Source organism: Leptospira sp. GIMC2001 (assembly GCF_028462125.1).
GTDB lineage: Bacteria > Spirochaetota > Leptospiria > Leptospirales > Leptospiraceae.
This window is the reverse complement of the sequence record NZ_CP115467.1, coordinates 239042-260976: the sequence shown is the minus strand read 5'-3', so window position 1 is coordinate 260976 and position 21935 is coordinate 239042. Positions and strand designations below refer to the sequence as shown.

Here is a 21935-nt window from a genome sequence, read left to right as displayed (position 1 = left end):
TATAAAAATATAGCAATTGAATATGAAAAAAACCCTATCGCAAACATTTCATTTCCAATATCGAATAATAAAAATTGTCTTGGTTTGCTTTGTATTTTTTCCGATTGGGGTTGGTGCCAATGACTTCGAATTTCGTTTATCTGCTCAGAAAGTGGCAAAAGGCGAACCTTTAACCATTGAATTTGTCGCACAAGGATCCAAAAATTTAAAACCCGTTTCCAAATCATTTACAGAAGGCTCTATAACCGCAGTCTATTCTGGGATTGTGTCGGAAACAAAAATCATCAATCTTAAAACGACCAGTTACACGATATTACGATTCAATTTAATGCATAACAAACCTGGTAAGTTTAGAGTGCCACCAATCTCTGTATTAGTTGATGGATCAAAATACACGATATCCGAAACTTATTTCGAAGTTTCCAATGAAGTATATCAAAACAATCATCAAAATCGATCTCCTTACGGAATGTTTGGAAATTTTTTTCACGAAGACATTGAAACTCAAATGAGTGAAATGGACGCAAAGTTGAAATTTCAAACAAGCAAAAGTAAAATTTACGTAGGCGAACCTATCATCGGCTATTTTGTCTTTTATTATCGAAATTCTCGAAAGCCACATTTTGAAAGGAATCCTAATGAGTCCATACGATTTCCATTCTTTACAAGTGAGTTGCTAACGGGAGTTAAAATTAGCTACCCTGAGGAAATACCAATTGACTCGCTTGGCAAGCAAACTTTATACAATGCAATTCCATACAATCGGGAAATTTATGCGCTCACTCCTTTAAAAGATGGAAAGTTCGAAATCGGATCAACTAAGTTTGATTATACGAATTCGAATCGAATGCATTATTTAACCCATACTATCCATTCTGAGCCGAAATCAATTGAAGTCAATGGTCTGCCACCTGGGGCGCCGAAGTCGTTTTCAGGTGAAGTCGGAGAGATGGATATGATTGCAGTTTATAACGGAGAACAAGTCAAGCGTGGAGAGCCATGGAATTATGAAATTAAAATTTCGGGATTAGGACTTTGTAATAATATTAAAGATCCGCTGATTACGAATATTCCAAAGAATTTTCCGGGAAGAATTGTAAATTTATCTACGAACAAGAATCAGAAATTCACAGAGATTCAACCAGGGGTGTATGGATTTAGGTGTGAGGTCTCTTTTTTATATGGAGTTTTTCTCGAGAAAAGCAACAGTCCATATAAGATAGAATTTTCTTTTTTCAATCCAAAACTTGGAAAATACGTTACCACAAACATTCAGTTTCCAAAATTGGTTATAGACGCAAATAGTATTCAAAAATCTTCAAATGAGGATTCTTCATCTGACTTTACGAAGGAGATGCAGATTGGCTGGGAATTCTATACAATCGGATTCTTGAGTGTATTCGGTTTTATAGCTTGGACAATCTATCGATTTTTCTTGCTTCCGAAAGCTAACAACGTCAGTGAAGCACTAAGCCAGGTTCAAAAAATCGCTGGTATGAAGTCAGGATTATTGCTTGAAAAAGCTCTTATGCAAAACGGATATGATGGTGAACAGGCAAAATTTTTGCGAAGCTTGCGTGATAAATATATTGACCAAAAATTCACCGAAATCTTATCGATAGTAGATGGAAGAGAGAAAGAAATTTTAAATGAATATTTTAATGTAGGAGTTAAAAAATGAGTCAAGTTGAAACAGGTAAAATATCAGTAGAAACAGAGAATATTTTTCCAATAATTAAGAAGTGGTTGTATTCTGAGAAAGATATTTTTCTCAGAGAATTAATATCTAATGCTTGTGATGCGATAGCAAAATTAAAAAAGGTCGCGCTATCCGAAGAATTCGAAGGAGGCACCGACTACAAGGTGAATCTTAGCTTTGATCAGACAGCAAGAACACTTACCATTGAAGATAATGGGATAGGGATGACGGATGAAGAAGTTAAGAAATATATCAATCAGATCGCTTTTTCTGGCGCAACTGAGTTTGCAAAAAAATATTCAACTGAAGAAAATAAAGCCGAGATTATTGGTCATTTTGGTTTAGGTTTCTATTCTTCCTTCATGGTTTCGAAGAAAGTTGAGATTCAGACCAAATCTTATAAGAAAGGATCCGTTGGAGTTGCTTGGGAATCTGAGACAGGAACAGACTTCAAAATTTCAACTAACGACAAACAAGATCGAGGCACGAAGATCATTTTGCATCTGGATTCAGATTCGGGAGAATACTTGGATGCATACAAACTCAAAGAATTAATCAAGAAATACTGCGATTTCCTTCCTGTCCCAATATCAGTCAGCGACGAACAGGCAAACAAAATGCGCCCTTTATGGTCAGAATCACCTTCTTCTGTTAAACCAGAAGATTATAAAGAATTCTATAATTATTTATTTCCTTTCCAAGCTGAGCCATTGTTCCATATTCATTTGAATGTGGATTATCCATTTAGACTACAAGGAATTCTTTATTTTCCAAAACTCACACATGAATTGGAAGCGGCCAAGAATGGAGTCAAATTGTATTGCAATCATGTCTTCGTCTCTGATGAAGCAAATGAGTTAATCCCGCAATTTCTTACCATTCTGAAGGGAACCATCGATATACCTGACCTTCCCTTAAATGTTTCGAGATCTTACTTACAATCTGAACCTCTCGTTAAGAAAATTTCTGCTCATATCATCAAAAAAATTGCAGATAAACTTACAGAAGATTTCAAGAAAGATCGTGAAACTTATGAGAAGAATTGGCATGATATTTCGATATTTGTTAAGTATGGAATGATGATGGAAGAAAAATTCTATGAGTCCGTTAAAGACGCACTTCTTTTCAAAACATCTGAAGATAAATTCACTACTTTGCAAGAATATTGGGATAAAAATAAGGAAAAAAATAATAATAAAATTTTCTATGCCAATGAAACAGAGAAAACGTCAGTTTATATGGATCTACTCAGGTCACAAGGCTTGGAGGCTGTATTAGTAGATTCAAGAATTGATTCACATTTTCTTCAACATTTGGAAGGCAAGAATCCTGATTGGAAATTTCAGAGAGTTGATTCCGAGTTAGCTGATCAAGTTGTTGACAAAGACGCAAGTGCAGGGGTTGTAGATCAGAACAATAAGACAGAGAATGACAGAATCCAGGAATTTTTCCAAAAGGCATTAGGAAGAGAAGGCTTAGAGATCAAAGTCAGTTCTCTCAAGAGTGCAGATGTTCCAGCGGTAATTCTTTTGCCGGAATACATTCGTAGAATGTCTGAGATGAATACTATGATGAATTCGGAAATGGCCGGAACACTTTTGAAAAATCATACATTGATGATCAATGCTTCATCGGGTTTAGTGAAGAACGCCTTGAAAGCCTTTGAGTCAGTGAATGCAAGTAAAGGAGAATTGCTTGCAGCACAAATTTATGACTTAGCTCTGATCTCTTCGAAAGTACTCGGAGAAAAGGAATTAGGGGAATTTACGAAACGATCAGCGAAATTACTTGAGGAACTTACCGCATAATTTAAATTATTCGGTTAGCTTTATATACATAATGGAGAGTAATTCCGTTCTCCATTATGACTCAAACGAATTGAAATGTTGATTGCTTTCCGTACGAATTTGATTTCGAATGGAAAATTATGAAATTGAGAATGAATTGAAGGAAGGAAGCTAGTTGGCTAGATTTGCTAGACTTCAATTTCCGATTTGACACAAGACATCTCAGTTTGCAGATTGTTTCTATGAGTCCAGTTTTACAAAACTATATTGTATATGGGATTGTTATTATCGTTCTTTATCTTTTGTTTGGCTCAACAATTTTATCTTTATGGAACCATTTCTCTCAAATCTACAAGATAAAATTTGGCAAGCGCAATGCGAATAGTTTAGAAGATGGATCTGGAAAGATCGGACTCGCAAATACAATCAATCACGCACCATTTTCTCTCAATCTTTTCCAATCTGCTTGTGCCGATTGTACGCCTTCTAAAATATCATCTAAATTATCTGGTTCAAGCAAACGATCTATCAAGACTTCAGATTCCAAGAAAAAGACTTCAAAATAGAAACGAAAGCCCAGTTATATCTTTATATTATAATTTGCAGAAGGCAAAAATAATTTTTTGGGTGGTAATTCTTTTGGAAAACAATCAAATTATCTTAAGAACCGCAACAATTGAAGATCTTGATTTATTAAATAAATGGGACAACGAGGAGCATGTCATTGAATCGGATCCAAACGATGATTGGAATTGGGAAGAAGAGCTTCTTCAAGACCCAGAATGGAGACAGCAACTGATAGCTGAATTGGATGGAAAACCAATTGGATTTGTCCACATCATAGATCCACACTTAGAAGATTCTCATTATTGGGGTGATTGCTCACCTAACTTAAGAGCTATCGATATTTGGATTGGGGAGAAGGATTTTTTAGACCAAGGCTTTGGATCTGAGATGATGCGGCTAGCTATAGATTTATGTTTTGAAGATTTGCATGTTACAGAAATTTGGATTGATCCATTATTGTCTAATACTCGCGCACATAAATTTTACCAGAGACTAGGTTTTAAACCGATCGAAATCCGTTGGTTTGGACAAGACGAATGCCTTGTCCATGTTTTACAGAGGAGCGATTATGCTTCTACTTCTGCTGTTAGAAACTTGTGAACTTGGGTTGCACATTTTCTTCCCTCAGAAATTGCCCAGACTATAAGCGATTGTCCGCGTCTTACATCTCCGCAAGCAAATACTTTTGATACGCCAGTTGCAAAAGATCCATCAGCATTTCCAAATTTGGCATCCACATTACCTCGAGGATCAATCTGTAGACCCATTTCTTGGAATTGTGAGATGATTCCCTCTTTGACTGGATGAACGAATCCCATAGCTAGTAAAACTAGATCAGCTGGCCATTCAAATTCAGTCCCAGGAACGGGTACAGGGCGTCCGTCCTTGAATTCTACTTCGGATCCTTTTAGCTTGGTAACTTCACCTTTCTCGTTACCTATGAAAGCAATTGTGTTGACTGCCCATTTACGATCGACACCTTCTTCATGAGAAGAGGACGTTCTGTACATTTTCGGATACAGAGGCCAGGGTGTAGTTTTATCTCTTTCCTTTGGAGGAGCTGGAAAAATTTCCAATTGCTTAATAGATTTAGCACCGTGCCTATTGGATGTGCCCACACAATCCGAACCAGTATCACCCCCACCAATCACTATCACGTCTTTGCCGGTAGCCATGATTTTGTCTGGTACATCGATTCCATCAACCAATCGATTGTTGCGAGCAAGAAAATCCATTGCAAAATGAACGCCTGTTAGTGGGCGACCTTCAACGGGAAGATCTCTTGGGACTTCAGAACCCATAGCAAGGATGATCGCGTCATAACCCTTCATTAGATCTTGAGCAGTTATATCTTTACCAACATTGGTATTAGTCTTGAAAACAACACCTTCGGCTTCCATTTGCTCTTGTCTTCGATCTATATGGTATTTTTCCATTTTGAAGTCGGGAATACCATATCTTAAAAGCCCGCCAATTTTTTCGTTCTTCTCGTAAACAGTAACACTATGTCCAGCTCTTGCTAGTTGCTGAGCTGTTGCAAGACCTGCGGGTCCCGATCCAATAACTGCAACTTTCTTGCCTGATTTATGTTCTGCGATTCTTGGTTTGATCCAACCTTCCTTCCATCCACGATCAATGATTGTTCTTTCAATTGCTTTTATCGAAACTGGGGATGCGATAATTCCGAGTGTGCAAGCCGACTCACAAGGAGCCGGGCATAATCTTCCTGTAAATTCTGGGAAATTATTAGTTGAATGGAGATTCTCTAGAGCTTCTTTCCATTTACCTCTATAGACAAAATCATTGAACTCAGGAATAAGGTTCTCAACTGGGCAACCTGTATCCCCATGACAGAATGGAATTCCGCAATCCATGCAACGAGCACCTTGCTCTTTCGCAATGGGCTCATCGTAATCCGATTCAAATTCCTTATAATTCTTGATCCTTTCGTTAGGTTCAATTTTCTTTAAAGTTTTCTTATCAAATTCTATAAAACCTGTCGGCTTACCCATTTGCGGTCACTCCTTCTTTTGAGTTTTGTTTTCCATTGGATTCGTTTAGTTCGTTCTGGGCATTGAGAAGAGCTTTCTTGTAATCACGTGGAATCACTTTTATGAATTTACTCACGTTCTCTTTCCAATTATCCAAAATCGCTTTGGCTCTCGGAGATTGTGTATAGTCAAATTGTTGCTGGATCATAGATTTTACATAGTTGATCTCTGCATCTTCAACTAACGGATCTAAGTCGACCATCTCTGGGTTCACCCTTGTCTTGAATGCTTGATCGAGATCCCATATATACGCAATCCCACCGGACATTCCTGCTGCAAAGTTACGTCCGGTCTTACCAAGAACGATCATCCTGCCACCTGTCATGTATTCGCAACCGTGATCACCAACACCTTCAACTACCACTTCCGCACCAGAGTTACGAACTCCAAATCTTTCACCGGCAATCCCGTGTATGAAAGCTTGGCCACTCGTTGCGCCATAGAAACAAGTATTTCCGATTACAATGTTTTGTGATGGATCAAAAGTAACTTTTGTTGATGGGTTGATAATGATCTTACCACCACACAATCCTTTTCCTACATAGTCGTTTGCTTCGCCTACCATTCTAAAGGTGATTCCTTTGGATAGGAAGGCTCCAAGACTCTGTCCAGCAGTTCCCGTGAAATCCACTTGGATAGTATCTTCTGGTAAGCCTTCTGTTCCATATTTCTTCGCAACTTCACCCGATAGCATAGCCCCGACGGTTCGATTAAGGTTTGTTAGCTCCATTGGGAAGCGAACAGATTGTTTGTGGTCGATTGCGGCTAATGATTTGCGAATCATTTCGTTATCAATTTGTGCCGCAAGTCCATGATTCTGTTCTTTAGTTCTATGGAACTCAGTTGGGAAATTCGGAACTGGTTTATGCAATACTTTAGAAAAGTCCAATCCTCTCGCTTTCCAGTGATGATGAGGTCTGTTGAATTTGATTTTTTCCACATGTCCAATCATATCTTTGAAAGTTTTGAATCCGAGTGCTGCCATATATTCGCGAACTTCTTGGGCAATGAAGAACATAAAGTTCACTACATATTCTGGTTTACCAAGGAATTTGCTTCTAAGGAATTCATCTTGAGTCGCAACACCAACAGGGCAGGTATTGAGATGACATTTTCGCATCATGATACATCCCATTGTAACTAGTGCAGATGTAGCAAAACCGAATTCTTCAGCACCGAGTAGTGCTCCGATAATCACATCTTTTCCTGTCATGATCTTACCATCTACTGCAAGATAAACTCGATCACGAAGCCCATTCGCAACTAGCGTTTGATGAGTTTCGGAAAGTCCTATCTCCCAAGGAGTTCCAGCATAGTGAATGGAAGATACAGGAGATGCTCCAGTTCCACCTTCATGTCCTGCAATGAGGATATGATCAGCTTTTGCCTTAGCCACTCCTGCGGCTACTGTTCCTACACCAACTTCAGATACGAGCTTCACGCTCACTCGAGCTCTTGGATTGGTATTCTTCAGATCAAAGATCAATTGTTTCAAATCTTCAATTGAATAGATATCGTGATGGGGTGGGGGAGAGATCAAAGTTACACCAGGTGTGCTATAACGAAGTTGACCAATGTATTTATCAACTTTGTGTCCTGGGAGCTGACCACCTTCTCCTGGTTTGGCGCCCTGTGCCATCTTGATCTGAATATCATCTGCGTTTACGAGATAATCTGCGGTTACACCAAATCTTCCAGATGCAACTTGCTTGATCGAAGATCGCATAGAATCACCATTCGGCAGAGTTTTGAAACGAATTGGATCTTCGCCGCCTTCACCTGTATTCGATTTGGCTCCGATGCGATTCATGGCGATTGCAAGAGTTGTATGAGCTTCCCAAGATATAGATCCAAAACTCATAGCACCAGTCTGAAATCGTTTCACGATTTCTTTGGTAGATTCTACTTCTTCAATCGGAATTGGTTTGCTATGAGCTGTGTCCAATTTGAAAAGAGATCGCAGTGTAATTAATTTCTCATTCTGATCATCAATTAGATTGGAATACTCTTTGAAAACTTTATAGTCATTATGCTTGGTTGCTTCCTGCAATTTATGAACTGTTAAAGGATTATAAAGATGGGCATCACCATTTCTTCTATAGTAGTGGAAGCCACCAGGTTCAAGATTGCCAGGGAAAAAAGTTGAGTCATAAGCATTTTTATGTCTACGAACCGTCTCTTCTTCCAACATTTCACTAGACAAGCCTTCAATTCGAGTTGCAGTTCCAGTAAAGTAATTATTGACCAATTCGGAATCCAAACCAACCGCTTCAAAAATCTGTGCTCCACAATAAGATTGCAGAGTGGAGATTCCCATTTTACTAAAAATTTTGAATAGTCCTTTACCAATGGATTTGATATAATTCTTCTTTGCAGTTTTGAAATCCACTTCTGGCATAACGCCTTCTTTGACGAGATCTGCAAGTGTTTCAAAAGCTAGATAAGGATTGATAGCATTCGCTCCATATCCGCACAATAGAGCAAAGTGAGATACTTCACGAGGTTCACCCGACTCAATCACGATTCCTGTTTTCGTTCGGAGACCTGCTCGAATCAAATAGTGATGCATACCTGAAACGGCAAGTAAACTTGGAATTGCCGCCTTGTCTTTGTTATGCCCTCTATCGGATAGAATAATCATATTGTGGCCATCTCGAACTGCATCTGCTGCTTTGTTGCAAGCCTTCTCTAAGCTATTGCGCATATCGTGCTTTTTGTTCGGATCAAAAAGTATTTCTATCGTAAAGGATTTGAGTTGTCCTTCTTTGATATGTTTGATTTTCTCAAAATCATCATTGCTTAGAATCGGATGCTCAAGTTCTAATCTTCGACAATGCTCTGGGCTCTCATCTAGGAGGTTTTTTTCAGGACCTATATAAGTAGTAAGCTCCATAACAAGCTCTTCCCGGATTGGATCAATCGGTGGATTGGTAACTTGTGCAAAGGATTGTTTGAAGTATTTGAAAAGAGATTGAGGTTTATCAGAGAGAACGGGTAGTGCCGTGTCTTCACCCATTGATCCTATTGCTTCTTCACCATTGATCGCCATCGGTTTGAGAGCTGTAAATACTTCTTCGTTTGTGTAACCAAAAGCTCTCTGTCTTTCCAAGATAGTATCGTGATTAGGGTTAGTTGCCGAATTGGTTGCAGGCAATTCACTCAATCGAATCAGATTCTCATCAACCCATTTTTTGTAAGGCTTTTGTGTAGAGATTTGTTTCTTGATTTCTTCATCATCAAGAATCTGTCCTTTCTCCATATCAATTAGTAACATCCTACCTGGACGCAGACGGTCGGATACAACTACATCTTCAGGAGGAGTATTCAAAACTCCAGCTTCCGAGCTCATAATTATATCATCATCTTTGGTAACAATATAACGTGCTGGTCTTAGACCATTTCTGTCAAGAGTTGCACCGATAATCCTACCATCACTGAAGGCGATTGCAGCGGGACCATCCCAGGGCTCCATGAGGCAAGCATGGTATTCGTAGAATGCACGTTTGTCGGGATCCATATCTTTGTTCTTAGACCAAGCTTCTGGAATCATCATCATCACAGCATGGGGAAGGCTTCGTCCAGCAAGGAATAGCAGCTCAAGTACTGTGTCAAAAGTTGCTGTATCACTCTGTCCTTCCATTACGATTGGAAGCATTCTCTTGAGTTCTTCACCGTAGAGAGGAGATTCCATAACCATTTGCCTTGCTTGCATCCAATTGATATTGCCACGTAGAGTATTGATCTCACCGTTATGCGCGATCAATCTGTATGGATGGGCAAGATCCCAAGTCGGAAAAGTATTAGTAGAAAATCTTGTATGAGTCAAGCACATCGCTGATTCAATATCTGGTGAATTCAAGTCCTCATAAAAAGGTTTTACTTGATTACCAAGTAGCATACCTTTGTATACGATTGTTCTGCTTGAAAAACTAGGAACATAGTATTGGCTACGGTCGAGTTTGTATTCTGCTCGAACTCGCCTATCAATAATTCTACGAATCAGGAACAGTTTACGTTCGAATTCATCGGAAGATTTGATTTTCTTGTTTTTGCCAATGAAAACATTCTTAAAAACAGGAATGGTCTTGGATGCAACAACTCCCGAATATTCTTTGTTAATTGGCATCTCTCTAAATCCGAGAAAATGCTCGCCCTCATCAATAATTACTTTCTCGATAATATTTTCTATTGCTTCGCGAATTTCTTCGTCTTGTGGTAAAAACAAAACTCCGACGCCATAATCTCCCTCTGGTGGAAGTTGAAAAGGCACGACACCTCGAAAGAATTTATCAGGAACCTGAATCATGATTCCCGCACCGTCTCCCGTTTTGGGATCGGCACCTTCGGCACCACGATGTTCTAAATTGCACATGAGACGCAAGCCCTTGTCTACAATAGTGCGGGATTTTCTCCCTTTGATATTTGCGATAAATCCAACACCACAGGAATCTTTGTCGAGGGCGGGGTCATACAGGCCTTGCGGCTGTGGGCCTAATGGAGGCAATGCAGGTAAAGAATGTCTTGGATCCATAGTCTTGTGCCTTTAATATTATTTGTATTTACCTTGTTACCAGGGTGGCAAAATTCGGAAAGTAGTAATCAAATCAGACCTACAAGGGACTTCTGATGAATGTGCAAGCAATTTAAACAAAATGCCTAGAAATATATCAATCAGTCATCATTTCGACATTTTATTACTGAAAACGTTTCACGAAATTGCTTCTTGCTAATTAACATAGCAAAACTTGTACCAAGATTTCGGTTATTTTCTGTACGTCGATTGTTTTTACAGGCAGTATTCCAGGAATTCAATGCGTTCAGTTCAATAATTTTGGGAAGTAATGCGCAGATTTTATGGAAAAGATTCCCGTAAAAAAATTATAGAGAATTTTGCAAACTATAGGATCCGACCATATCCGATGAAACGGCCGTTGATTTTGCATTTTCCGGTTGAGCTTTTGACACATCCCATAAAACGGTTTGGATCAAAAACGTAAACATCAATCCCACCATTGGTCGTTTGTTCACCAGATCCATAGGAACCCGCTCCAAACATTTTCATTCGCCCATCTTTGTTTTTGCCGAGGTAGATCATGACATGAGAAACGGGCGGATTGTGGGACACATTGTACGTGTTTTCCCAAAATAGTATATCGCCAATTTGTAATGATTTTCGTATTTTATCAATATCGATTTCTCCAGAACCATTGATCAAATTTTCCGAAGCATGGAATTTACCATTTTTCTTAACGTAATTGAATTGATCTAGAGAAGTGCGAGGCAATCTAACATCAAAAATACGATCGTAGCTATAGAGCAATGTGTTCGAACAATCCATAACGTAATTTAGCTCTCGATCATTTGGTTTCCAAGTTTCTCCGTATTTGATTTGCTTAGAACTCATCTCACGAGCATATCGAATCAATTCTTGTTTTTTGGATTTGGAGATCTGAGCTGAGAATTGATTGAAGGTTACAACAAAAATTAAAAGAAAAAAAGAAATGGATTTGATAAACTTCATGTTGCAAGGTACCTATATTTATGTTCGACTAAAATGAGTTTCTACATTAATAGGCTTTTGAAATTTAAAGATACCATCCTTTAGAAAGAAAGAAATTTAAATCAGACAACAAAACTTTTATCTATGTATTTTTATGAGCAGTTTGAACCCAAATTCTAGCTGACAATTCTGTAAGAAGATACATCAAGAATCCATAAACCAAAATCACAAGAAGGGTGGTTGGACTTTTGAGTTGGATCTCAGACAGCAATAATGCAAGTGACAAACTTCGAACAGAAGTCACTACTGAGATTGAAGCTTTCCAACTTGTATCAAGATTGTAAAAGAATAATCCGCTGATGATAGAAATAAAAATTACGATTAGGATTACCGACCAAACAATCCATCCGAAACTAAACAGCTCATCATAATAATAAACAACCAAAATTCCTATTGCAATAGCTAAGGAAAAATTACTTACTTTAACCGCTATTGGTAACAATCTCCTTGATAGAGATAAAAATTTCGCTCGATTCCATATTCCAACAATCAAAGGAAGGCCTTGAATTAAAAAGCTAACAATGAGTAACTTCTTTGCGACAGAATAGCCAGCAGATAATTCAATACCCGAATACAAGGCAAAGAGAATTGGTGTTATGACTGTACTGAATAGATTCAATAAGATGATGAGCAATCCGCCGAATGCTGGGTTTCCTTTTGCTCGCAGTACAAATATCGCCGCAGACGCACCACCTGGTGCTGCTGCCGCAAGGAAAATCCCTATAGAAATTTCTGGATCGAAATCTGAATAGTTCAATATCCAAAAGGTTATTCCTGGAAGAACTGCAAAATTGTACAGTAGGATTCCAAGAGTCGATTTCCAAAATCGAAATATTGATTTTATTTCTTGAAAATGAAAACTCAATCCAAGTGCATACATGGATGAAAAACTCACAATAATGAGAACGATTTGCATCAACATAGAAAAAAATTGATTTTACGGAGAATGATTAAACATAGAAACGGAAGATCAGATAGATTCCCAAAAAGAAACCAATTCCAAAACCAATCGGAACTGTTATCATCGGAATGAATGACCAGGCTGGATTTTGTGTTGGATCAAATAAAGCAATAATGAATGGTATCAAAAAACCAAGAACACCGCAACCAAGAATGCAACCAACTAAAATCAAAACAGATTTAACCACAATCATTATCATAGTAGAACGTTTTGTATGGTTGATATTTCTGTCAATATGGAATCCCGATATAGTTAACTTTCTAAAATAAGATAGGATCGAGTTTGATTTGTAAAAAAGGTGCAACTTCCCATAATCAATCTTATGTCTCATCAAGGCTATTCCCAGATTGAGTGTACTCATACATACTTTACAGTTCTGTCTCAATGCATACTTTACAGATTTGACTCAAAACTTGTAAAACGAAAATGTTTGATATCTGATAAAGAGGAAAATGCAATTGAAAATTTACGGAGATAGAAAATCTGGGAATTGTTATAAAATCATTTTGACTACGTCAATTTTGAAAATTGAACATGAATGGATTGAAATTGATATTCTAAAAAATGAAACTCAAACGAAAGATTTTCTGATCATGAACCAAAATGGCAAAGTGCCTGTTCTCGAATTAAGGGATGGAAAGTATTTATCTGAATCCAATGCGATAATCAATTTTTTATCTTTAGGCAGTGAATTGATTCCAAATGATCCTTTTGATTATCATAAAATGCTTGAATGGCAATTTTTTGAACAATACAGTCATGAACCCTATATTGCCGTTGCTCGGTTTATCAGTAAGTATCTAGGACTTCCATCAGAGCGATTCGCGGAGTATGAAAGTAAACAATCTGGTGGAAACAAGGCATTAACTATTATGGATAATCATTTGGAACAAAAAGACTTTTTTGTTGGAGATAGAATCAGTTTGGCAGATATATCTTTGTATTCATACACTCATGTTGCAGATGAGGGGGGATTCGATCTAGGAAAATATCCATCTATACAAGCATGGTTAAAACGCATTGAAAATATTGATGGATATGTTCGAATGTATGAAAATTGACTTAGTCCCTTATTCATTATTATTAATTCTCAAGACAACATTTCCTTTCTTTCTTCCGGAATCGACGTATCTATGTGCTTCTACAATTTCATCTAAACTAAATATTTTATCTATCACAGGTTTGATGAAACCTTCCTCAAAGAGTTTCTTAAGGAATTCCATTTGCTGTAAAGTTTCATCTGCAACATCCAATCCGCCGACGGTTATGAATTTTGAATTTGCTGATAGAATTTTTGCGCAATCTCTTTTTGATATCTTTCCAACTGCATCGAAAACAATATCGAATTTTTCTCCTGTTTGAAAGAGCTGTTCAATGAAGTCGTTGTTATAATTTAATATATTTTTTATTCCTAAAGATTTAATTAAATCAAAACCAGCTTCACTGCAAACGGCTGTGATATCTGCATTGTAGTATTTTGCCATTTGCACTGCCGCAATTCCGACGGAGCCTGTTGCCCCATAGATCAAGACTTTCTTTGGAGAAATATCGATACCTGCCTTCTTGAGAAAATAGTATGCACTCGAACCTCCGAATACAATCGAAGCAGCCTCTTCAAAGCTTCCATTTATTGGTTTTAAGCATACAGTTGAATCTTGCTTAATACAAATATATTCAGCGTATGTTCCAAATTGGAATCCACTCATTCCGAACACTTCGTCCCCGATTTTGAACTTATGAACATTGTTTCCAACTTCTTCAACTACTCCAGAGAAGACTGTTCCAAGAATAGATTTACTAGGTTTATTAAATCCTAGAACAAGGAGCATGATCAATTTCATAAATCCGGACACAGCGAGTCCTCTTACTCGCACATCACCAGAATTGACGGCTGTTGCCTTGATTCTGACAAGTAGTTCATCGGACTTGGGATTTGGCTTCGGGATCTCTGTAATTTTCAATACTTCTGGAGGTCCATATTTTTCGCAGATTATCACTTTCATTTTTTCTTATCCTTTTTTTGAATGATTGGTTCTGATTTGTTTTTTAATGGCATCGAAAGTAAAAATAACAACATTTAAAAATTCTCCTTAGCAATTCTCTACTGATCAAACTGAAATCTAGGCTTACAACGTAAGCCTAGATTTTGACATTATTGGTATCGCGTAATTCTGTCAAGGATTTTTAGTTTACACTGTAAACTAAAATTTTATAATAGGATAAAAAAATACTTATTTTTGGAATCAAATTCAATGCAGATCGAATCGGTCCAACTTGCTGTAGCATTTATTGAGAAAAATTATTCAGAAAAGCTTAAGCTGGAAACAATAGCTAAATCTTCTTTTTTCTCCCCTTTCCATTTCCACCGTATTTTTCAAGCAGTAACTGGCTATACACCCAGGGAATACCAAGAAAAAATCAGGCTTGAAAGAGCGGCGCATCTGCTTCATGTTTCCGAAATTCCTATAGGAGATATTTCTTTTGAAGTTGGTTATGAGAATCCAGAGACTTTTATTCGAAGATTTAAATCAAGTTTTGGATTGAGTCCTGATAAATTTCGAAAGAAGAAAAATATTTCCAAGCTTCTTGAAGCAAAGAAAACTGATAGCAAACGAATGGCTATCGCTCAAGAGAAACTTTCATCTCCACAGGTTGTGAGAATTGAGAAATCAATTCCCATAATAAGCATGAGACATACAAGTTCGGTCGACAAAATCGGAAAGACATGGAAAGAATTTGTCAAACTAATAAATAAAAAAAGAAAAATTTCAAAGGAAGATAATTTTTATGGAATTATATTGAATAATCCAGATATCACTGATGATGAAAGTTTCTTATTAGATGCGTGTTATGAGTTCCCGATTGATAGCAGAGATTTATTTCAAAGCTTTATAAATAAATATATTGAAGCCGGAAATTATTTAAAATTTCGATATTCCAGTGAATTTAAATATTTAGATGTCGTTTATCCATTGATATACGATGGAATTCTTAAGGCTGATCGCTATAGATTGGTAGATGGAATGATTTTTGAGAAATACATTCAAAGTCCAATTTTTTATAGAGAAAAAGACTGTATCACGGACATTTTTATTCCGATTGAAAATCTTTAAAAAAGCAAGATTCGTCAACTCAAAATTCCAAGTTACCTTTATCATTGAATTAGGAGAGAATTATGAAAACAATGATTGTAGTAGCAATTTCGGTTATGAGTCTTATTGGATTGCTGTATGCCTGGGGACTGACATTGCCAGAAAACTTGAAATTTCAGAAATCGGAAATTTTGAATCACCCGATAATCCGCGTCTGGGAAACAGTCCGAGATATCAAAGGACAAGAAAATTGGAGATCTGATATCAATAATATTGAAGTATTAGATACTACTAAAGCCAAAGAAATATGGATAGAATACCCGAAATCTGGTCCTCAAATCAAATTCAGAACTGTATCAATCCAAGAATCGATCGCATGGAAAATGGAGATCGTTGAAACTAAAGGATTTTCTGCTACTTGGACTGGTTCCTTTAAATCATTGAATGATAGTCAAACGGAAATAGATTTCGTTGAATCAGTAAGTTACCCTTCCCCTTGGATGCGAATTTTTGCGAAAATATTTATTGATCTAAACTCTACAATGGATCTATATCTAGCAGACTTGAAAACAGAATTGGAGAGGCAAAATGGGAAATAAAATCAAAACTTGGGAAGAAAAATATCAGTCTCAAACGGAGGAAAAAATAGAGATATTAACGAAACGGTTTGCGGATGTTCCTGAAGGAAGTAGACTTTTGATCTCTAATCCGAAAAAAATTGGTTCCGAAATTAAAAAAATTAGAAAAGGTAAATTTCTAACTATTAAGGAACTCCGCCAAAAGCTAGCTAAATCAAAAAATGCGGACTTTACTTGCCCTGTTACTACGGGAATTTTTACACGAGTGATAGCGGAACGCGAAATGGAAAGAATTACCAACGGATTTCCAATAGATGAGGTTATACCTTTTTGGAGGGTAATAGATCCAGCTTCTCCTCTTGCAAAAAAATTAAGCTTCGGAGTTGATTTTATCGATAAAATGAGAAAACAGGAAATTGAAAAATGAAATGTAGAATATTAGAATCTATTTATGAGTTAATGAAAGCTTGAGTGAATAATTCAACGGATTTTATTTTCTACGGAGCTTAATGATCATCCAGAAAAAAATATATATTAGGAAACCATAAAAAATTCCAGCATATAGAGCTATGAGAAAATTGCTAATGGGTTGGATGCTTCCCTGAGGATCTTCACAGAGCCAAATTGCCTGGATATAAGTTTTACCAGGAAGCGGATTGGAGAAACTTCTATTATAAGTCATTTCCCCATTAGGACATACAAGTGGTTTTGCAACAGAATTCAGTGGTGGATAAATTGCCCCAAAGCCGAGAGATACTGCTGTCATGCCCATGAAAATACAAAATCCTAATGCAATCAATTTATACATAGATTCTCCAGAGTGGTTACTTTAATGGGTTAGGAAATAATATATTTCCTAACCCATCTATGATCGTCAATTATAAAATTGAACCATGTTTTCTAAGGGTTCGCGGGGTGTGTGGTAGCGATTTAGTTGTGATTCTTCTTTGGGGTAACCAATGCTCAATCCGCAGATAACTTTCTCTTCTGGTTGCAATTCCAATTCTTTTCTTACTACATCAGGAAAAGCTCCAAGTGCTGCTTGAGGACAAGTGCCTAGCCCAAGCGCACGTGCTGACAATAGGATTGTTTGCAAGAAGCATCCAATATCGATTCCAACATAGAAGTTTAAATCGAAAGTAGTTGTGATAAATATTGCGGCCGGGGCATCAAAAAATTTAAAATTGTTCAACATGAATTGATCTCGTGCAGCTTTGTCTTTGCGATCAATTCCTGCCACCCCATATATTTTCATGCCAAGATCAAACATTCTTCTTTTGGCATCAGCAGGGTAATTTTCTGGCCATGGGTTTTCAGGACTCGGCGGACCCGCCTTGGCTGCATTAACCAATGATTCTGCCATCTTGTTCTTACTCTTGCCCTGCAGAATTCTCAGTTTCCAGGGTTGAGAATTTTTCCAACTAGGTGCTCGCTTGCTCAAATTCAGTAATTCGTCCCAAACGGATTGTTCGATTGCTTTTTGGCTGAATTCTCGCACGCTATGTCTGGTAATAATGGCCTCAGCGACAGATATCGCCTTTTCCTCAACATTTATAAACTCTTCCATAGTATATAACTCCTAATAAAAAAATATAGACAAAATGATCCTGTCACCAAAAATAGACTGACCGGTATGTATGTAAATAAAATTTACTATAACTTCAATAATTTCTAAGGAGGGATGTTCAAATGTCAAAAGCGAATAAATTGAGTACGCGGGATCGAATCATCCAAACTTCCAAAAAATTATTTCTAAGCCAAGGATATGGTGAGACTGGGTTGAATCAAATTGTATCAGAGGCCGAAACTGTCAAAGCGAGTCTCTATCAACATTTTCCTTCTAAAGAAGAATTAGGAAGATGCATTCTACGCGAGTATACCCGAGAAAATCTTATGCTTCTAGAAGGTCTTGCAAATCGTTATTCAAACCCTCGTGACTTTGTTAAATATTGGTGTAAATTTTTGAAACGAGAAGCCAAGCAGCATAACATCCACGGTTGTGCAATGGCAAATTTTAGATCGCAAATAGCAGATAAGGCTCCAGATATTCTCTTAGATATAAAGGATGTAACATCTCGTACGCTTCAAATTTTAGAAAAATATCTTCTGGAGGCTAAGAAGAAAGGACTGATCTCAGATTCCATCAATCCAAAAGTAGAGGCAAGATTGCTTTTTTCTGTTTATGAAGGCGTAATGCAAACTTGGCGACTTACAGGAGATTCAAATGCCATTGATGATCTTGTTTTAATAGCGGGCAGACTATATTCAGAATAAGGAACATTTATGTATAAAGAAATATTTATTGAAACGCAAGTTTTTGACTTGGATTATAATCGTCATGTGACTAGCAGAACATACGAGAACTTTGCATACGCAGGTAGAATGGATCTTCTAGATTCGATAGGATTGTCAATTCACGAACTTTTAAAATTGAAATACAAAGTTATCGCAAATGAAACCACTGTTCGCTTCCTCAACCAACAATTTGCTGGTTCTAAGTTAAAAGTTCGTACTAGTGCTTACCAAGATTCATCGGGGCTCATTCATTGGAATCATCTAATTGAAGATAAGGATGGGAAGGCTGTATGTGATTTAAAATCGAATTCTTATTTAATGGATAATAAAAATCAACCTTTGCAAGTAAAATCTTTGCGTATAGATCCGAATAATCTAATAGACGAATCTGCTGGAAAAAAGATTGAGATTGACCCATCGCAACTGGAATATCACACGCTCAATATCCAAATGAATACGAGGCCAGAACAATTAACTCCGTTGACTCATTCTATAAAAGTTCCATTCAATGATCTAAATATATTTTGGACGTTATCGTCTGTTGCAGTTTGGAAGTTTTTCGAAGAAGGAAGGTTTTTGTTCTTTAAGGAAGTTTTTGGAATAGGTGCAGACATGGAAATCGATGTAACAACATTTTTTATGAATGCGAATATTCAAATTTTTGAACTTCCAGAACCTGGAACCATCATCACTATGGAAAGCTGGATTGATTCAATTGAGAAAATCCGTTTCTACTTCAGGCAAGACATTCGGGATGCCAATGGGAAATTGCTCGCTAGTATGAGAGACGAACAGCTTTTTGTCAAATTGTCGGCGTCTAAGCCCTGCCGAGTCCCTCAAGAATTTTATGACAAAACGAAAAAATACAGACTGGAATAGACCTTCGCTTATGCTAATTTTTCGTAAGAAGTCAAATGTCCATTTTGCTGGATATAGAATTTATTTCCGCAAGCTGGGCATGAGTTATTTCCAAAATTCTTGATTCGTAGCAGGACAGAGCATGCAGGACAATATACCAAGCTCGGATCCGTATTTTTCTGAGAAGGAGCATGGATAAATTGTTCCAAGTGTTGGATTGCGTCAGATCTAGTCTGAAAGCTCGGAATCAAACTTTCTAGATTGGATTCATTCCAAATCTTTATAAGTGAGGGTGCTAAATTGCAAATAGCAATCTGGCTTCCGGAATTTTTGGCAGCGGACGCAGTTTTCTCCAAAAAACCAATTCCGATTTCATCGATAGACTTCAATTCCTGTGCGTCCAATAGAACTAGATAGCGGTCTTCTGAAAAGAGTTTCTTCGTCTCAAGATAAAATTCTGAACCCAAATCGGCAGAAAGTATCCCTTGCAAATTAATAATTGTAGATTTCAACATTGAAATTGTATCCTTTGTGAGATTTTAGAGTCAATTCTTTTCTTCTTTTGTTTACAAGCTTTCTGCATTGTTGAGAATGAACTACGAAACACTATTATGAGTAATTTCAGTAGAAGATATTTAGTTTTCCCATTTGATTTTGTCTTTATGGTCGTATCTTTTTTCCTCGCCCATTGGATCCGATACGAAAATTTTTCTTTTTTGGAGGATAGAAATTTATTTTTTACTTCACTCGTAATTGTTGTTAGCGTTCGCTCTGTCATTTTTCTACTCTCCGGGATCTACCGGTCAATCTGGTCTTATGCATCCATTCATGACTTAGTCGAAATCATCAAGACTACCCTTCTCTCTTCTTTGGTATCGACGACCATGCTGCTCTTCTACAATAGATTTTCACAGCTTTCCAGAATGGTTCCGATTCTAGACACATTATTATTGTTAAGTTTTCTCTGCATTCGTTCTTTTTCTTGGAGAATGATTCGAGATGAGATTTTCAAGGCGAATCGAAATACTGCAGGAACAAAGCCTGTAATTTTGGTCGGTGCAGGCAAACTTGGCGCAACCTTCTTGGGCGAGATCCGTCGACATAAAGAATTGAATTTTCAGCCAGTCGGTTTCATCGATGAAGACCAAGGCAAAATTGGAGGTCATATACAAGGAGTTCCAATTCTCGGAAATTTAGATGTTCTAGAAGATGCGATTCGGTCAAATTCCGTCCAGCAAGTCATTATCACAATGTCACATCCTGACGGAAAATTTGTTACGCAGGTTGTAAAAATCTGTGATAAATGCCAAGTTCCCTTTAAAATATTACCTGGGTTAGGTGAACTCCTGTTGGATGCACCTAAAATCAAGCAGCTTAGAGAAGTTGAAGTGGAAGATTTACTGGGGAGATCTACTGTAAAATTAGAAGTTGAGAATATTCAATCTTACTTAAAAGGAAAGCGTATCCTCATTACGGGTGCCGGCGGATCGATTGGAAGTGAGTTGTGTCGTCAAGTCATGTATTTCGAGCCCGAAACATTGATTCTTCTGGATGCAGCTGAGACTCCGCTCTATGAAATCGAATATGAAATGCGCAATCGATTTACAAACAAGACTAAGATCCATCCGGTTGTTGCTGATGTAAAAAATTTATCAAGACTATCACATGTATTTGAAGTCCACCAACCTCAAGTTGTTTTTCATTCGGCCGCTTACAAGCATGTCCCGATGATGGAGATCAATTCCAGTGAAGCTGTGTTGAATAATGTTATGGGAACCAAAAACCTGGCGGACGTTTCTCGGCTAACGGGAGTTGAACGATTTGTTCTTATCTCGACAGACAAAGCAGTCAACCCTGTCAATATAATGGGTGTATCCAAAAGGGTAGCCGAATTGTATTTGCAACATATTTCTGTTAACTCAAGAACAAAATTTATAACAGTAAGGTTTGGGAATGTTTTGGGATCTAATGGTTCTGTTATCCCGAGGTTTAGAGAGCAGATCAAACGTGGTGGACCGGTCACTGTCACTCATCCAGATATCATTCGCTATTTTATGACAATTTCAGAAGCAAGCCAATTGGTTTTGCAGGCTGGTTCCATGGGTGAGCATGGAGAGATTTTTATTTTGGATATGGGAGAACCTGTAAGAATATCCAATCTTGCAGAAGAGATGATTCGGCTCTCTGGCTACACTCCAAACAAAGACATTAAGATTGAATATACTGGTCTTAGACCAGGTGAGAAGCTATTCGAAGAATTGATGCTTGATCAAGAAGGAATCAAGAAAACCCACCATCCGAAAATCAGAATTGCAGCGCCACTCCAATCATACAACCTTCTTTTGTTCCAGAATAAATTGAATACAATGTTTAGCATGGCAAAAGCAAACAAAGATGCAGAAATATATAAACTATTTCAAGAATTGGTTCCAGAATATGTTGTACACAATGATTATATTCAGACCACAAGAAAAATACCATTATAAA

The 21935-nt window shown here is 37.5% G+C and carries 20 protein-coding genes; 11 read left to right on the top strand and 9 right to left on the bottom strand.

All coding sequences use genetic code 11. The features are described from left to right. Nucleotides 1-22 precede the first annotated feature (22 nt). The 4 genes from O4O04_RS01205 (at nucleotide 23) to O4O04_RS01190 (ending at nucleotide 4653) form a co-directional block, all read left to right on the top strand. Nucleotides 23-1681, top strand: a complete 1659-nt coding sequence (locus O4O04_RS01205) for a BatD family protein (RefSeq protein WP_272531427.1) — start codon at nucleotides 23-25, stop codon at nucleotides 1679-1681. Further along, on the top strand, nucleotides 1678-3507 hold the full coding sequence (gene htpG, locus O4O04_RS01200) for a molecular chaperone HtpG (protein WP_272531425.1): 1830 nt from the start codon (nucleotides 1678-1680) through the stop codon (nucleotides 3505-3507). The genes O4O04_RS01205 and htpG overlap by 4 nt, the downstream gene beginning before the upstream one ends. Before the next feature lie 221 nt (nucleotides 3508-3728). Further along, entirely contained in the window at nucleotides 3729-4052 is a 324-nt protein-coding gene (locus O4O04_RS01195) for a hypothetical protein (protein WP_272531424.1), read from the top strand. 73 nt (nucleotides 4053-4125) lie between these two features. Further along, nucleotides 4126-4653, top strand: a complete 528-nt coding sequence (locus tag O4O04_RS01190) for a GNAT family N-acetyltransferase (RefSeq protein WP_272531423.1) — start codon at nucleotides 4126-4128, stop codon at nucleotides 4651-4653. Here the strand turns inward: O4O04_RS01190 and O4O04_RS01185 are convergent. From O4O04_RS01185 to O4O04_RS01165, 5 genes are all read right to left on the bottom strand, one after another. Continuing rightward, complete coding sequence (locus tag O4O04_RS01185; RefSeq protein ID WP_272531422.1) at nucleotides 4620-6065, bottom strand: glutamate synthase subunit beta; 1446 nt, start codon at nucleotides 6063-6065, stop codon at nucleotides 4620-4622. The two genes, O4O04_RS01190 and O4O04_RS01185, sit on opposite strands and share 34 nt — an antisense overlap. Then, nucleotides 6058-10635 (bottom strand): glutamate synthase large subunit, encoded by a 4578-nt coding sequence (gene gltB, locus O4O04_RS01180; RefSeq protein WP_272531421.1) that lies wholly within the window; start codon nucleotides 10633-10635, stop codon nucleotides 6058-6060. The genes O4O04_RS01185 and gltB overlap by 8 nt, the downstream gene beginning before the upstream one ends. 366 nt (nucleotides 10636-11001) lie before the next feature. Continuing rightward, nucleotides 11002-11625: an NlpC/P60 family protein gene (locus O4O04_RS01175; RefSeq protein ID WP_272531420.1), complete on the bottom strand. Its 624-nt coding sequence runs from the start codon at nucleotides 11623-11625 to the stop codon at nucleotides 11002-11004. A 121-nt stretch (nucleotides 11626-11746) separates the two neighbouring features. Then, nucleotides 11747-12586, bottom strand: coding sequence for a bile acid:sodium symporter (locus O4O04_RS01170; protein WP_272531419.1), 840 nt, complete (start codon nucleotides 12584-12586; stop codon nucleotides 11747-11749). A gap of 28 nt (nucleotides 12587-12614) precedes the next feature. Beyond that, nucleotides 12615-12956: a hypothetical protein gene (locus O4O04_RS01165; RefSeq protein ID WP_272531418.1), complete on the bottom strand. Its 342-nt coding sequence runs from the start codon at nucleotides 12954-12956 to the stop codon at nucleotides 12615-12617. 121 nt (nucleotides 12957-13077) lie between these two features. Here O4O04_RS01165 and O4O04_RS01160 point away from each other — a divergent pair, with 121 nt between their 5' ends. After that, on the top strand, nucleotides 13078-13686 hold the full coding sequence (locus O4O04_RS01160) for a glutathione S-transferase family protein (protein WP_272531417.1): 609 nt from the start codon (nucleotides 13078-13080) through the stop codon (nucleotides 13684-13686). A 9-nt stretch (nucleotides 13687-13695) separates the two neighbouring features. Here the strand turns inward: O4O04_RS01160 and O4O04_RS01155 are convergent, their stop codons facing one another. Continuing rightward, the gene (locus O4O04_RS01155; protein ID WP_272531416.1) at nucleotides 13696-14628 is read right to left on the bottom strand and encodes an NAD(P)-dependent alcohol dehydrogenase; all 933 of its coding nucleotides are present in this window, start codon (nucleotides 14626-14628) and stop codon (nucleotides 13696-13698) included. A 249-nt stretch (nucleotides 14629-14877) separates the two neighbouring features. Here O4O04_RS01155 and O4O04_RS01150 point away from each other — a divergent pair, with 249 nt between their 5' ends. The 3 genes from O4O04_RS01150 to O4O04_RS01140 all read left to right on the top strand — a co-directional run bounded on the left by O4O04_RS01150 (nucleotide 14878) and on the right by O4O04_RS01140 (nucleotide 16722). Then, nucleotides 14878-15738 carry an AraC family transcriptional regulator gene (locus tag O4O04_RS01150; RefSeq protein WP_272531415.1) on the top strand — a complete coding sequence of 287 codons (861 nt, stop codon included), beginning with the start codon at nucleotides 14878-14880 and terminating at the stop codon, nucleotides 15736-15738. A 62-nt stretch (nucleotides 15739-15800) separates the two neighbouring features. Continuing rightward, nucleotides 15801-16316: a hypothetical protein gene (locus O4O04_RS01145; RefSeq protein ID WP_272531414.1), complete on the top strand. Its 516-nt coding sequence runs from the start codon at nucleotides 15801-15803 to the stop codon at nucleotides 16314-16316. Further along, nucleotides 16306-16722 carry a hypothetical protein gene (locus O4O04_RS01140; RefSeq protein WP_272531413.1) on the top strand — a complete coding sequence of 139 codons (417 nt, stop codon included), beginning with the start codon at nucleotides 16306-16308 and terminating at the stop codon, nucleotides 16720-16722. The genes O4O04_RS01145 and O4O04_RS01140 overlap by 11 nt, the downstream gene beginning before the upstream one ends. A gap of 63 nt (nucleotides 16723-16785) precedes the next feature. On the opposite strand, the gene O4O04_RS01135 is transcribed toward O4O04_RS01140, so the two are convergent. Continuing rightward, nucleotides 16786-17103 (bottom strand): hypothetical protein, encoded by a 318-nt coding sequence (locus O4O04_RS01135; protein ID WP_272531412.1) that lies wholly within the window; start codon nucleotides 17101-17103, stop codon nucleotides 16786-16788. Nucleotides 17104-17169: 66 nt separating this feature from the next. Beyond that, nucleotides 17170-17862 (bottom strand): nitroreductase, encoded by a 693-nt coding sequence (locus O4O04_RS01130; RefSeq protein ID WP_272531411.1) that lies wholly within the window; start codon nucleotides 17860-17862, stop codon nucleotides 17170-17172. A gap of 122 nt (nucleotides 17863-17984) precedes the next feature. On the opposite strand from O4O04_RS01130, the gene O4O04_RS01125 reads away from it, so the two are divergent. Together O4O04_RS01125 and O4O04_RS01120 are read left to right on the top strand one after the other, a co-directional pair. Beyond that, on the top strand, nucleotides 17985-18569 hold the full coding sequence (locus O4O04_RS01125; protein WP_272531410.1) for a TetR/AcrR family transcriptional regulator: 585 nt from the start codon (nucleotides 17985-17987) through the stop codon (nucleotides 18567-18569). Between the two features lie 9 nt (nucleotides 18570-18578). Next, nucleotides 18579-19469 carry an acyl-CoA thioesterase gene (locus tag O4O04_RS01120; protein ID WP_272531409.1) on the top strand — a complete coding sequence of 297 codons (891 nt, stop codon included), beginning with the start codon at nucleotides 18579-18581 and terminating at the stop codon, nucleotides 19467-19469. 8 nt (nucleotides 19470-19477) lie between these two features. Here the strand turns inward: O4O04_RS01120 and O4O04_RS01115 are convergent, their stop codons facing one another. Further along, nucleotides 19478-19963 carry an STAS domain-containing protein gene (locus tag O4O04_RS01115; protein ID WP_272531408.1) on the bottom strand — a complete coding sequence of 162 codons (486 nt, stop codon included), beginning with the start codon at nucleotides 19961-19963 and terminating at the stop codon, nucleotides 19478-19480. A gap of 93 nt (nucleotides 19964-20056) precedes the next feature. On the opposite strand from O4O04_RS01115, the gene O4O04_RS01110 reads away from it, so the two are divergent. After that, nucleotides 20057-21934, top strand: a complete 1878-nt coding sequence (locus O4O04_RS01110; RefSeq protein WP_272531687.1) for a polysaccharide biosynthesis protein — start codon at nucleotides 20057-20059, stop codon at nucleotides 21932-21934. Nucleotide 21935: the final 1 nt, after the last annotated feature.